The following is a 12,682-nucleotide window of genomic DNA, read 5'->3' on the forward strand; positions in this document are numbered from 1 at the left end:
CCCCCGGATCAGTGACAGGGCGAAGGAACCCGACGAAGTCGGGCCGGAAACAGGAGCGAGGGGGTTTGGTTACTTTGCCCCGTCAAAGTCACTCGCCGAGGGGCGAAAAGGTGACCTGAGTCGGGCACCAATTCGCCTGATGTCGAAGAACCGCTGTGTGACGCAGAGCGTCACGAACTGCATGCCAACGCGGAGCATTGGCACGATAGTCATCGTTAGCCGCGAGCCATCACCAATACGTCTCCACCGCAACCTGCCCCGGCTTGCGTGACAGGCTCAGGCGCATGTCGCGCTGTTTGAGCAATGCGCGTGTGTCGTCGATCATCTGCGGGTTACCGCACAGCATCACCCGAGAATGCTCAGGTGTCAGTGCGATGCCTGCCGCGCGCTCGAGCTCTCCGTTTTCAATCAACTGCGTAATTCGGCCACTCAGTGCGCCCGGATGCTGTTCGCGGGTCACAGTCGGTAGAAACAGGAACTTGTCTGCGTATTCCGCCAGGTATTCACGCTGCATCAGTTCGCCAATCAACTGCTGATAGGCCAGTTCGCGGGACTCACGAACGCTGTACACCAGAATCACCCGTTCGAACTTCTCCCATACCTCGAAATCCTGAAGGATCGACAGGAACGGCGCGACACCCGTACCGGTGGATAACAGCCAGAGGTCGCGGCCATCGACAAAACGGTCCAGGGTCAGATAGCCAAACGCGAGTTTTTCCACCATCAATTCGTCGCCTTCGCGCAGACGGCTCAGTTCGCTGGTGAATTCGCCATCCGGCACCACGATGGAAAAGAACTCCAGAAACTCGTCGTGCGGTGAAGACACCATCGAGTAGGCACGCCATACGGTGGTGCCGTCGGCCTTGGTCACACCGAGGCGCGCAAACTGTCCTGCCCGAAAGCGAAAACCGGGATCGCGCGTGGTGCGCAGGGTGAACAGGTTGCTGGTCAGCGGCGTGACACGCTGCAGTGTCTGTCGGGTGAATTTGTCGTCACTGACGGTCATGGTGTGCTTTGAACTCCTGAATATGAAAAGCAGAACCCAGTGTCCCGCAAAGCGGGCCCGATAAACACCGGCTGTTTGTGGTGAATTACCCGGTCAGCCACCCTGCGGCTTAGAGTATTTGGTTCTTGAGTCAGCCAATGCCCGACCGAACCTCTACAGGGCAAATTGCCGCGACCTCTCTTGCACAGGGGTTCCAGCCAAAAGGCCGATAACACGCTGCCAAATGCCATCAGCCCATCCGTCCGGGTAATGTGCGCAGGCGCAGTTTGCGATGTTTTTGTTCCTAGACTGGATAAACGAACAGCAAGGTCTGGACACGTACTGCAAGGAGGCTACATGAACACAATGGAAATAAAATTTTCACAGCCCTCGCCAGCAAAAAACCTGACTCAGAGAGAAATCGAAGTCCTCAAGTGGTCCGCCGAAGGCAAGACAGCTGGCGATATCGCAATGATTCTCTGCCTGAAGGAGCGCACCATCCACTTTCACATTGCCAGCGCCATTCAGAAAATGGGCGTTTGCAACAAGACGGCTGCTGCCGTACAGGCCGCACTGAGCGGGATGTTCTGATAAAGCCGGCAGCCGAGCCGCAATCAAACAGGTATCAAAACGAAAAAATACGTAAAATCGTCTGTCTCGGCGAGCCCACCTGTCTTCGGGCTCACCGGCACACTTTCGATTGCACAGAGTTCTCCCGCCAATGCCCCTGCTCATCAGTCCTTTCGCTGAACTTGATCTCATTCGCCAACCCGAGCAACAGGATGAGCCGCTGCAGGCATTCGATGCTGCTGACGAGTACCTGCTCAATCATGTTGCAGAAACCGGACTGAGCCTGCAAAGCCGGGTGCTGGTGCTCAATGACAGTTTCGGCGCGCTGGCGGCGAGTCTGGCGTCTCATGCCACAGTGGTCAGCAGCACCGACTCTTTCCTGGCTGCACAAGGCCTGGAAAAGAACCTGGCACGCAATGGCATGAGCTATGACGCCGTACCGCACATCCCGGCCAGCGAGCCCTTGAACGGGCCGTTCGACTGGGTGCTGATCCGGGTGCCGAAGACTCTGGCGCTGCTCGAAGAGCAACTGATACGCCTGCAGGGTCAACTGGCACCGGGTGCTCGCGTTGTCGCTGCAGCCATGGTCAAGCATTTGCCACGTTCGGCTGGCGACCTGCTGGAGGAGTACGTAGGGCCGGTGCAGGCCTCACTGGCGGTGAAAAAAGCCCGGCTGCTGTTCGCTACGCCACAGCCCATGGAAGTGCGGACTTCGCCCTACCCGACCCGTTACCGTCTCGACGAGCCGGCCATCGAACTGCTCAGCCACGCCAATGTGTTCTGCCGCGACGGGCTGGACATCGGTACCCGGGCATTCCTGCCTTATCTGCCGAAAAACCTCGGCACCGCAAGGGTCGCCGACCTGGGATGCGGCAACGGCGTGCTGGCCATTGCAAGCGCGCTGGACAACCCGCAGGCGCACTACACGCTGGTCGACGAGTCGTTCATGGCCGTGCAATCGGCAGCCGAGAACTGGCGCGCAACGCTGGGCGAACGTGCGGTGGAAGTTCGGGCAGCCGACGGGCTGGACACTCAGGAACCTGACTCGCTGGATGTGGTGCTGTGCAACCCACCCTTCCATCAGCAACAGGTGGTGGGAGATTTTCTTGCCTGGCGCATGTTCCTCCAGGCGCGTGCCGCACTGGTGACCGGCGGCGCGCTGTATATCGTCGGCAATCGTCACCTGGGGTATCACACCAAGCTGTCACGCCTGTTCCGCGGCGTCGAGCAAGTGGCGGCCACGCCGAAATTCGTCATTCTGAAAGCACGCAAGTAATACCGCGCAAAAAAAGACCCTCTTGCCAGCGGGTGGCAAGAGGGTCGCAAAACGTGTCCGCAGACACGAACGGGAATTCGGAATCAGTGTGTCGTCAGGCCCGCTGCGCTCATGAACATGCGCATCAGGCTGGCTACGATGAACAGCGCAAATACGCTGCCCGCCCAGATCCCGACCAGCCAGGCCAGTCGTTGCCAGAGCGGCTTGCTCAGCGCCGGATCAGGATCGTGTATGGAATTTTTACCAGACATCGTCAATCTCCTCGGTTCGAACTAGTGATAACCGTCTGCAGCCGTCACCTTGCCGCGGAATACGTAGTAGCTCCAGAAGGTGTAGCCCAGGATGAACGGAATGATGAACAGCGTGCCGACCAGCATGAAGCCCTGGCTCTGCGGCGGCGCTGCGGCTGCCCAGATCGTTACCGAAGGCGGAATGATGTTCGGCCACAGGCTGATGCCCAGACCGCTGTAGCCCAGAAAAATCAGCAACAGGGTCAGCAGAAACGGCGTGTAGTGAGCATTGCGGGCCACCGCCTTGAACAGACCGTACATGGTCACCAGCACCAGAATGGGTACCGGCATGAACCAGAACAGGTTGGGCGTGCTGAACCAGCGATGGGCAATGTCCGCATGGGCCAGCGGCGTCCACAGGCTGACCACCGCCATGACCGCGAGCACGGCCAGTGCCAGAGGGCGGGCCAGATCATGCATCGCCTTCTGCAGCGAACCTTCGGTTTTCATGATCAGCCAGGTACAGCCCAGCAGTGCATAGGCGACGATCAGGGCCAGGCCGCAGAACATCGGAAACGGCGCGAGCCAGTCCAGTGAACCGCCTGCGAACTGGCGATTGACCACCGGAATGCCTTCAATGTAGGCGCCCAGTGCAACGCCCTGAAAGAAGGTTGCAGCCAGTGAACCGCCAATGAACGCCTTGTCCCAGAGGTGGCGTTTCTGTTCGGTCGCCTTGAAGCGAAACTCGAACGCCACGCCGCGAAAGATCAGGCCCATGAGCATGAACATCAGCGGCAGGTACAGCGCAGACAAGACCACCGAGTAGGCCAGCGGGAATGCACCGAACAGTGCCGCACCGCCCAGCACCAGCCAGGTCTCGTTGCCGTCCCAGACCGGCGCGACGGTATTCATCATCACGTCACGGTCGGAACTGTCTTTCATGAACGGGAAGAGAATCCCGATGCCCAGATCGAAGCCGTCCATCACCACGTACATCATGATGCCGAAGACGATGATGATGGCCCAGATCAGCGGAAGATCGATACCCATGGCTTAAATCCCCTTGCCGAGACGGTCAGGATGGTCGCCATCTTCTTCGCCTTCAACAGCAGCGGAGAGCGGACGGGCCGGAGTGCGTTGCTGGCCGGGGCCACCGTGAGGCACATGCTCGACATAGGCTTTTGGCCCCTTGCGAACCAGACGCATCATGTAGCCAAGACCTGCACCGAACAGCACGAAATACACGACCACGAACAGCACCAGAGTGATGCTCATCTGCGCCACGCTGTGGCCGGACGATGCATCAGCGGTGCGCAGCAAGCCATACACGACCCACGGCTGACGGCCTATCTCGGTGGTGAACCAGCCGGCGAGAATCGCGATCAGGCCAGACGGCCCCATCCACAGCGCCAGGTACAGGAACGGACGCGAGTTATACAGCGTGCCGCGCTTGCGCAGCCAGAGGCTCCACAGGCCGGTGAAGATCATCAGCATGCCGAGGGCGACCATGACCCGGAACGACCAGAATACGATTGTCGAATTAGGCCGATCCTCAGGCTTGAACTCCTTGAGCGCCGGCACTTGCTTGTCGAGGCTGTGAGTCAGGATCAGGCTGCCCAGGTACGGAATTTCCACCGCGAACTTGGTACGCTCTTCCTTCATGTCGGGAATGCCGAACAGGATCAGCGGGGTCGGTTCATCACCGACGTTCTCCCAGTGGCCTTCAATGGCGGCGATTTTCGCCGGCTGATGCTTGAGCGTGTTCAGACCGTGGAAGTCGCCGACCACTGCCTGAATCGGCGCAACCAGCAACGCCATCCACATGGCCATCGAAAGCATCTTGCGCACGGCGGGTGTATCGCGACCGCGCAACAGGTGCCAGGCAGCCGACGAGCCGACGAAGAACGCAGTTGCCACGAACGCGGCGATGGCCATGTGCGTCAGGCGGTACGGGAACGAGGGGTTGAAGACCACCGCGAACCAGTCGGTCGGAATGACACGGCCGTCGATGATCTCGAAACCTTGCGGCGTCTGCATCCAGCTGTTGGACGACAGAATCCAGAACGTGGAGATCAGCGTGCCAATGGCAACCATCACCGTGGAAAAGAAGTGCAGCTTACGGCCGACACGGTTCCAGCCGAACAGCATGACGCCGAGGAAACCCGCTTCCAGGAAGAAGGCGGTCAGTACCTCGTAGGTCAGCAACGGGCCGGTAACAGCACCTGCAAAGTCAGAGAAGCGGCTCCAGTTGGTGCCGAATTGATAGGCCATGACCAGTCCGGAGACCACGCCCATGCCGAAGTTGACGGCAAAGATCTTCGACCAGAAGTGGTACAGGTCACGGTAGACGTCATCGCGGGTCTTCAGCCACAGACCTTCGAGCACAGCCAGGTAGCTTGCCAGACCAATAGTGATGGCAGGGAACAGGATGTGAAACGAAATGGTGAATGCGAACTGAATTCGGGCGAGATCTATAGCCTCTAAACCGAACATAATATGTTCCTCTCTCAGATGAAACCTGTTGCCGGCTGTGAGCCAACAACGATTGCTCCCACGGTAATGAGTGCTTATGTTTCTTTATTCTGGCGTTTCCAATGGCGAAAACGCTGGCCGAAGCACTGATCACTGCCTGAACGCAATGATGCAGATCAATCGACCATGAAAGAGTAGTCCTGTTCAGCCGCTTGAGCCGTGTGGTCTATTGTCGCGTGGCGGGTTGTCTCACCTGCACAGCGCTTGCAGATGCGGAGTCCTTCCGGGCACCTATCGTTCCTCACGCTCCGCGTGGGAATGCCGTTCGTGACGCTCCGCGTCACCCCTGCGCCGCACTGCCTGCGCAGGAGGATGTAGAGCGTCACGCACTGCATGCCAATGCAGAGCATTGGCATGATAGGCCGTTGGATTTGCGCGCGCGGTTACAACAACTTGTCCAGCGTGATCGGAAACTCGCGTATCCGCTTGCCGGTGGCGTGGTAGATCGCGTTGGCAATCGCTGCCGGTACGCCCACAATGCCGATCTCGCCGACGCCTTTGGAACCCAGCGCGTTGACGATCTCGTCGTGTTCTTCGACAAACAGCACGTCAATGTCGCCGATATCAGCATTAACCGGAATATGGTACTCGGCCAGGCTGTGGTTCATCGGGCGACCCAGGGTGTGATCGAGCATCGCCTCTTCCTGAAGCGCCATGCCCATCCCCCAAACAACACCGCCCAGAATCTGGCTGCGCGCCATCTTCGGGTTCACGACCCTGCCCGCCGCCACTGCACTGACCACGCGATTGACCTTGATTGTGCCCAGGTCCTCGTCGACCAGCACTTCGACGAATACCGCCGAGTGCGTCGCCGCTGCGTAGGCTTCACGCTTCTTGTCCGGCTCGGCGTCTACCTGCACCTCAATCACGCCGCTGGCCTGAGAAGCCGCCAGTTCTGCCATCGACAGCACCTGATCGCCAAGGTACAGCTTGCCTGATTCAAAGCGAGCTTCATCCGGCGTAACAGACGCAAACTGCGGATGCAGCCCTTTGGCCACTTCCAGCACCTGACGCTGCAAGGCCTGACACGCCTGCTGCACCGCTGTACCCACTGAAGACACGGTAAACGAGCCGCCCTGCAAAGGCGCGGTCGGCAACGAAGAGTCACCCAACAGAAAGGTGACATTCTCCACATCGATGCCCGAAGCCTCAGCAGCGATCTGCGTCATCACGGTGTACGTCCCCGTACCGATGTCAGTGGTGGCACTGCTGACCACCAAAGTGCCATCAGCCTCAAGACGCGCCTTGGCGCTGGCTTTCATCTGCATAGCTTCCCAGACACCGCCCGCCATGCCCCAACCGACGAGTTGGCGACCTTGACGCATGCTGCGTGGCTCGGGGTTGCGACTTTCCCAACCAAAACGCTCGGCGCCCTGGCGATAGCACTCACGCAACTCTTTGCTGGAGTAAGGCTTGTCTTCGTTACCGTTGCGTTCGGCGTAATTGGTCAGGCGCAGACGCACAGGATCGATGGCCAGCGCACAGGCCAGCTCGTCCATGGCGCACTCCAGACCAATCATGCCCAATGCAGCACCCGGCGCACGCATATCCAACGGCGTGAACACGTCGAGCGGCACCAGTTTGTAGGTCAGTTGCACGTTATCGCAGTGATAGAGCATGCCGCTCCACTCGACAACATGCTCGCTGAAGTCCTCGAAACGCGAAGTCTGACCGATGGCTTCATGTCCAATGGCCAACAGACGACCGTTGGCAGCCGCCCCCAGACGCAAGCGCTGCACGGTGCGCGGGCGATAGCCGAAGGTGAACATCTGTTGTCGAGTCAGCGTCAGGCGCACCGAGCGCTTCAGATGCAACGCCGCCATCACCGCCAATGGCAGCTGATATTGCGGGCGCAGGCCTGAACCGAAGGCACCGCCGACAAAGGCTGCCAGCACGCGGATCTTGTCCTTTTCCAGACCGAAGACCTTGTGCAGGTAGTCCTGACAGTTCTGCGTACCCTGGGTCTTGTCGTGAATCTGCAAGCTGCCGTCGGCCTGATACAGGACTGTCGACGCGTGCGGCTCCATCGGGTTGTGGTATTCGCTGGGCGTGCTGTACGTCACGTCCACACTCAGCGCAGAGCTGGCCAGTTCACCCTCAAAGTTGCCACGCGGCGGCGGCAATTCGGCAGGCGCGTCATAGGCGGTGTCGAGCATGGCCTGAAGATCGGTCTGGTGCTCCTGCTGCTCGTATTCGATACGCACCAGCGAGCCCGCATGCCGCGCCAGTTCCAGCGTATCGGCAACGACCAGCGCCAGTGGCTGGCCGCTGTACATCACGTTGTCGTTGTAAAAAGGACGAAACGGCGAACCGTCAGCCGAATCGGCGTCCTCATAGTTTTCGTCGTAACTGGCCAGCCACGGTCGATTGGTATGATCGATAACAGCGACCACACCCGGAACCTTCATTGCCTCGCTCGTATCGATGCTGGCGACGCGCCCGTTGGCGATGGTGCTGGAGACCACGCTGGCATACAGCAGCCCTTCTTCAGGGTACTCACCGGCGTAGCGCGCGCCACCGGTCACTTTCAGTCGGCCGTCGACGCGGTCCACCGGCTTGCCCATTGGCGAAAATGGCTGGTTCATTGGGCGCTCCCTCCTGTTGCTGCGTCGCTCAAGGCGCGAATGATCGCGCGGCGCGCCAGCCTGACTTTGAAACCGTTATGTTCAAGAGGCTGCGCGTGCTCAAGCATGGCGTCTGCCGCAGCGGCGAAGTTCTCGCGAGTGACCGGTTTACCGATCAGCAGCGCTTCGACCGCCTTGTCGCGCCATGGCTTGTGCGCGACACCACCCAGCGCCAGACGCACGTCGCGTACCACGTCACCGTCCAGATCGATGGCAGCAGCGACCGATACCAGGGCAAACGCATAGGACGCACGGTCACGAATCTTCAGATAAGCGTTGTGACTGGCAAAGCCCTGTGCAGGCAGCTCGACCGCGATGATCAACTCATCATCGGCCAATTGATTGTCGCGTTGCGGCGCATCACCCGGCAGGCGGTGGAAATCCGCGAACTCTATGGTGCGACGACCGGCACGTCCTTCGACATGCACCACAGCCTCCAGCGCAGCGAGGGCAACGCACATATCGGATGGATGCGTGGCGACACATTCGTTACTGGCACCGAGGATCGCGTGAATGCGGTTCAGACCTTCACGCGCCGGGCAGCCGCTACCCGGCTCACGCTTGTTGCACGGCACACCGGTGTCATAAAAGTAATAGCAACGGGTGCGTTGCAGCAGGTTGCCGCCGGTGCTGGCCATATTTCGCAACTGTGGCGAGGCACCGGCCAGTACGGCTTTGCTCAGCAACGGGTACCGCGCTTCGATCAACGGGTGATACGCGAGGTCGGCGTTGCTGACCAACGCACCGATCATCAGACCGCCCGAGGCGGTTTCAGTGACATCCCTTAAAGGCAGGCCGGTGATGTCGATCAGGTGCTCGGGCGTGGCGACGTTTTCTTTCATCAGGTCGAGCAGGTTGGTGCCGCCCGCAATGAAGCGCGTAGCCGGGCCGCTCAGGTTGACCGCTGCGGTGATGTCGGTCGGCTTGCTGTAGGTAAACGGATTCATGCGTTCACCTCCGTTTTGGGCGCCGCATTGTGAAACTGCGGCAAGGCCTCTTCGACAGCGGCAAGAATGTTGCTGTATGCGCCGCAGCGGCACAGGTTACCGCTCATCAGTTCCTGAATCTCGGCACGCGTGCTGGCGCGACCTTCATTGGCAAGCCCGACAGCCGAGCAGATCTGCCCGGGCGTGCAGTAGCCGCACTGGAACGCATCGTTCTTGATGAACGCCTGCTGCATGGGGTGCAACTGGTCGCCATCGGCCAGGCCTTCAATGGTGGTCAGCTCGGCACCGTCGCACATGATCGCCAGCGTCAGGCAGGCATTGATGCGCGTACCATCACGCAGTACGGTGCATGCACCACACTGGCCGTGGTCGCAGCCTTTCTTGGTGCCGACCAGGTCAAGCTGATCACGCAGCAGGTCCAGCAGGGTGGTCCAGGGCAGCACGTTCAGCTGGCGCTGCTGCCCGTTCAGGGTAAGAGAGATCGCGTGGGTCGCGAAATCCTTCGGGTTCGGGGTCGTTGCACTCATGGAAACCTCACGGTAGGCGGTCGCTTAGCGCACTTTTTATGCGTCTTAAGGGGTGGGACTTCGCGAGGTTTGCAACGTTCAGGCTTTCTTGATGAGCGTACTTGTCATCGAAAGGCAGTCATCCACAGGCAGCCATCCCGCCAAGCTGCTGGTATGATGCGCGGCTTTTTCCGACCCGCAAAAATCAAACGGGCTGCCCTGCAGTCTGTGCATTGCTGCTGGAGTCGATCATTCACGACGCGCGCCGCGTCACGGAGAGCCAGACATGCTGGAAAGGCTGTTTCAACTCAAGGCACACAACACCAACGTGCGGACCGAGATTCTTGCGGGCGTCACGACTTTCCTGGCGATGGCTTACATCCTGTTCGTCAACCCGAGCATCCTCGGCGAAACCGGCATGGATAAAGGCGCGGTATTCGTCGCCACCTGTCTGGCAGCCGCCATCGGCTCGACGGTGATGGGCCTGATCGCCAACTACCCTATCGCCCTCGCTCCGGGCATGGGCCTGAACGCCTTCTTTACCTACACCGTGGTCCTGCACATGGGCCACACTTGGCAGGTCGCGCTGGGTGCAGTGTTCATCTCGGCGGTGATGTTCTTCATTCTGTCGATCTTTCGCATCCGTGAATGGATCATCAACAGCATTCCCCTGCCCCTGCGTTCGGCCATTGCCGCCGGTATCGGCCTGTTTCTGGCGCTGATCGCCCTGCATAACGCCGGTATCGTGGTCAGTAACCCGGCGACCATGGTCGGCATGGGCGATCTCAAACAGCCAGCCCCCGTACTTGCGACGCTGGGCTTCTTTTTGATCGTGGCCCTGGATTACCTCAAAGTGCGCGGCGCCGTGCTGATCGGCATCCTCGCAGTTACCCTGGTGTCCATCGCCCTGGGCTTCTCGCCGTTTGGCGGTGTGGTGTCGATGCCGCCTTCGCTGGCACCCACGTTCATGCAACTGGACATCATGGGTGCGCTGGACGTTGGTTTGGTGAGCATCATCTTCGCCTTCCTGTTCGTCGATATCTTCGATAACTCCGGCACCCTGATCGGCGTGGCCAAACGCGCCGGGCTGATGGGCAAGGACGGGCACATGCCGAAAATGGGCCGTGCGCTGATCGCCGACAGTACTGCCGCGATGGCCGGTTCCCTGCTGGGCACCTCGACCACCACCAGCTACATCGAATCGGCTGCGGGCGTCAGCGCCGGTGGGCGCACCGGTCTTACTGCCGTGGTGGTCGCCGTGCTGTTCCTGCTGGCGCTGTTCTTCGCCCCGCTGGCCGGCAGCGTACCCGCCTTCGCGACCGCACCGGCGCTGCTGTTCGTCGCCGTGTTGATGGCGTCCGGCATGGCTGAAATCGACTGGGACGACATCACCGTCGCAGCGCCGGTGGTGATCACTGCCCTGGCGATGCCGTTCACCTACTCCATTGCCAACGGCATTGCCTTTGGCTTCATTTCCTGGACAGCGATCAAGCTGTTGTCGGGACGCTGGCGCGAGCTGAATTCCGCGCTGGTGATCCTGTCTGTCCTGTTCGTGATCAAGCTGGGCTGGTTCAACGCATGAGTGTTCCTTTCGACCCTGCGAGCTACGACCGTCAGCTCGAAGAAAAAACCGTCCGCCTGCGCGAATTGCTGGCCCCGTTCGATGCGCCCGAGCCGCAGGTGTTTGATTCACCGCGCGAGCATTACCGGCTGCGCGCCGAATTTCGCCTGTGGCGCGAAGACCAAAAGCGTTATTACGCGATGTTCGCGCCGGGCGATAACCGAACGCCGATCCTGCTGGAAGGCCTGCCGATCGCCAGCGAGCGCATCAACGCGCTGATGCCGGTGCTGCGCGAGCGCTGGGAAGCCAGCCCTACGTTGAATCACAAGCTGTTTCAGGTGGACTTCCTGACCACGCTGGCAGGCGACGCGATGATTACCATGTGCTATCACCGCCCGCTGGACGCTGAATGGCAAGCCGCTGCCGAGCAATTGGCTGCTGAGCTGAACGTGAGCCTGATCGGCCGCTCCAAGGGTCAGAAGCTGATCATCGGCCAGGATTACGTGACCGAGAAGCTCGACGTGGCCGGCCGCACCTTCAGCTACCGGCAACCGGAAGGCGCGTTTACCCAGCCCAACGGCACGGTGAACGGCAAGATGCTCAACTGGGCCTTTGACGCGCTGGGCGAACGGCAAGACGATCTGCTTGAGTTGTACTGCGGCAATGGCAACTTCACCCTGCCGCTGGCCACCCGCGTGCGCAAGGTGCTGGCGACCGAAATCAGCAAGACCTCGGTCAACGCGGCGCTGAGCAACCTGGATGACAACGGCGTGGACAACGTCACGCTGGTGCGTTTGTCGGCTGAAGAGCTGACCGAGGCACTGAACGAAGTGCGCCCGTTCCGCCGTCTGCACGGTGTGGACTTGAAGAGCTACGACTTCGGCAGCGTCTTCGTCGACCCGCCACGCGCCGGCATGGACCCGGACACCTGCGAACTGACCCGCCGCTTCGAGCGCATTCTGTACATCTCCTGCAACCCGGAAACCCTCGCCGCCAACATCGCCCAGTTGCACGACACACACCGGGTCGAGCGCTGCGCCCTGTTCGACCAGTTTCCATACACCCACCACATGGAATCGGGTGTACTGCTGGTTCGCCGTTGAGGCTCCCCGGACTCCACTATCGTGCGACGCTCTGCGTCGCATGCCGTTCCGGACGCTCCGCGTCCTATCCTGTACATGCGGCGCGGCGCAGATCTGTGACGCGGAGCGTCACCCACGGCATTCCCACGCTGGAGCGTGAGGAACGATAATCTCGACTATCGTGCGGCGCTCTGCGTCGCATGCCGTTCCGGACGCTCTGCGTCCTATCCTGAACATGCGGCGCGACGCAGATCTGTGACGCAGAGCGTCACCCACGGCATTCCCACGCTGGAGCGTGAGGAACGATAATCCCGACTATCGTGCGGCGCTCTGCGTCGCATGCCGTTCCGGACGCTCCGCGTCCTATCC

At 60.3% G+C, this 12,682-nt stretch carries 11 protein-coding genes; 4 read left to right on the forward strand and 7 right to left on the reverse strand.

Annotated elements, in window-relative coordinates; translation table 11 throughout:
* Positions 1-229: 229 nt before the first annotated feature.
* A complete protein-coding gene (locus RYB09_RS09355; RefSeq protein ID WP_002555237.1) occupies positions 230-1,006 on the reverse strand; it encodes a ferredoxin--NADP reductase in 777 nt (258 codons plus the stop codon).
* Positions 1,007-1,342: 336 nt separating this feature from the next.
* Here RYB09_RS09355 and RYB09_RS09360 point away from each other — a divergent pair, with 336 nt between their 5' ends.
* Both RYB09_RS09360 and RYB09_RS09365 read left to right on the forward strand, forming a co-directional pair.
* Positions 1,343-1,576 carry a helix-turn-helix domain-containing protein gene (locus RYB09_RS09360; protein ID WP_005745352.1) on the forward strand — a complete coding sequence of 78 codons (234 nt, stop codon included), beginning with the start codon at positions 1,343-1,345 and terminating at the stop codon, positions 1,574-1,576.
* A 130-nt stretch (positions 1,577-1,706) separates the two neighbouring features.
* Positions 1,707-2,831: a class I SAM-dependent methyltransferase gene (locus tag RYB09_RS09365; protein ID WP_316888066.1), complete on the forward strand. Its 1,125-nt coding sequence runs from the start codon at positions 1,707-1,709 to the stop codon at positions 2,829-2,831.
* A gap of 83 nt (positions 2,832-2,914) precedes the next feature.
* On the opposite strand, the gene RYB09_RS09370 is transcribed toward RYB09_RS09365, so the two are convergent.
* The 6 genes from RYB09_RS09370 to RYB09_RS09395 form a co-directional block, all read right to left on the reverse strand.
* Complete coding sequence (locus RYB09_RS09370) at positions 2,915-3,082, reverse strand: DUF2474 domain-containing protein (protein WP_316888068.1); 168 nt, start codon at positions 3,080-3,082, stop codon at positions 2,915-2,917.
* Positions 3,083-3,103: 21 nt separating this feature from the next.
* On the reverse strand, positions 3,104-4,111 hold the full coding sequence (cydB, locus tag RYB09_RS09375) for a cytochrome d ubiquinol oxidase subunit II (RefSeq protein WP_316888070.1): 1,008 nt from the start codon (positions 4,109-4,111) through the stop codon (positions 3,104-3,106).
* A 3-nt stretch (positions 4,112-4,114) separates the two neighbouring features.
* Positions 4,115-5,554, reverse strand: a complete 1,440-nt coding sequence (locus tag RYB09_RS09380) for a cytochrome ubiquinol oxidase subunit I (RefSeq protein ID WP_058401880.1) — start codon at positions 5,552-5,554, stop codon at positions 4,115-4,117.
* Between the two features lie 422 nt (positions 5,555-5,976).
* On the reverse strand, positions 5,977-8,178 hold the full coding sequence (locus tag RYB09_RS09385) for a xanthine dehydrogenase family protein molybdopterin-binding subunit (protein ID WP_316888071.1): 2,202 nt from the start codon (positions 8,176-8,178) through the stop codon (positions 5,977-5,979).
* The gene (locus RYB09_RS09390; protein WP_316888073.1) at positions 8,175-9,164 is read right to left on the reverse strand and encodes a xanthine dehydrogenase family protein subunit M; all 990 of its coding nucleotides are present in this window, start codon (positions 9,162-9,164) and stop codon (positions 8,175-8,177) included. The genes RYB09_RS09385 and RYB09_RS09390 overlap by 4 nt, the downstream gene beginning before the upstream one ends.
* Positions 9,161-9,691 carry a (2Fe-2S)-binding protein gene (locus tag RYB09_RS09395; protein ID WP_316888074.1) on the reverse strand — a complete coding sequence of 177 codons (531 nt, stop codon included), beginning with the start codon at positions 9,689-9,691 and terminating at the stop codon, positions 9,161-9,163. The genes RYB09_RS09390 and RYB09_RS09395 overlap by 4 nt, the downstream gene beginning before the upstream one ends.
* Positions 9,692-9,956: 265 nt before the next feature.
* On the opposite strand from RYB09_RS09395, the gene RYB09_RS09400 reads away from it, so the two are divergent.
* Positions 9,957-11,252 carry an NCS2 family permease gene (locus RYB09_RS09400; protein WP_058401884.1) on the forward strand — a complete coding sequence of 432 codons (1,296 nt, stop codon included), beginning with the start codon at positions 9,957-9,959 and terminating at the stop codon, positions 11,250-11,252.
* Positions 11,249-12,334: a tRNA (uridine(54)-C5)-methyltransferase TrmA gene (trmA, locus tag RYB09_RS09405; protein WP_004666256.1), complete on the forward strand. Its 1,086-nt coding sequence runs from the start codon at positions 11,249-11,251 to the stop codon at positions 12,332-12,334. The genes RYB09_RS09400 and trmA overlap by 4 nt, the downstream gene beginning before the upstream one ends.
* The last annotated feature ends 348 nt before the right edge of the window (positions 12,335-12,682 follow it).

Origin of the sequence: Pseudomonas syringae group sp. J254-4, from assembly GCF_032586855.1 — a bacterium.
GTDB classification, from domain to species: Bacteria; Pseudomonadota; Gammaproteobacteria; order Pseudomonadales; family Pseudomonadaceae; genus Aquipseudomonas; species Aquipseudomonas amygdali.

What these genes read in the sequence shown, in the direction of transcription:
- RYB09_RS09370 (WP_316888068.1), bottom strand. Translation starts at nt 3,082, where the DNA reads ATGTCTGGTAAAAATTCCATACACGATCCTGATCCGGCGCTGAGCAAG.
- trmA (WP_004666256.1), top strand. Translation starts at nt 11,249, where the DNA reads ATGAGTGTTCCTTTCGACCCTGCGAGCTACGACCGTCAGCTCGAAGAA.
- RYB09_RS09380 (WP_058401880.1), bottom strand. Translation starts at nt 5,554, where the DNA reads ATGTTCGGTTTAGAGGCTATAGATCTCGCCCGAATTCAGTTCGCATTC.
- RYB09_RS09385 (WP_316888071.1), bottom strand. Translation starts at nt 8,178, where the DNA reads ATGAACCAGCCATTTTCGCCAATGGGCAAGCCGGTGGACCGCGTCGAC.
- RYB09_RS09365 (WP_316888066.1), top strand. Translation starts at nt 1,707, where the DNA reads ATGCCCCTGCTCATCAGTCCTTTCGCTGAACTTGATCTCATTCGCCAA.
- RYB09_RS09360 (WP_005745352.1), top strand. Translation starts at nt 1,343, where the DNA reads ATGAACACAATGGAAATAAAATTTTCACAGCCCTCGCCAGCAAAAAAC.
- cydB (WP_316888070.1), bottom strand. Translation starts at nt 4,111, where the DNA reads ATGGGTATCGATCTTCCGCTGATCTGGGCCATCATCATCGTCTTCGGC.
- RYB09_RS09390 (WP_316888073.1), bottom strand. Translation starts at nt 9,164, where the DNA reads ATGAATCCGTTTACCTACAGCAAGCCGACCGACATCACCGCAGCGGTC.
- RYB09_RS09395 (WP_316888074.1), bottom strand. Translation starts at nt 9,691, where the DNA reads ATGAGTGCAACGACCCCGAACCCGAAGGATTTCGCGACCCACGCGATC.
- RYB09_RS09400 (WP_058401884.1), top strand. Translation starts at nt 9,957, where the DNA reads ATGCTGGAAAGGCTGTTTCAACTCAAGGCACACAACACCAACGTGCGG.
- RYB09_RS09355 (WP_002555237.1), bottom strand. Translation starts at nt 1,006, where the DNA reads ATGACCGTCAGTGACGACAAATTCACCCGACAGACACTGCAGCGTGTC.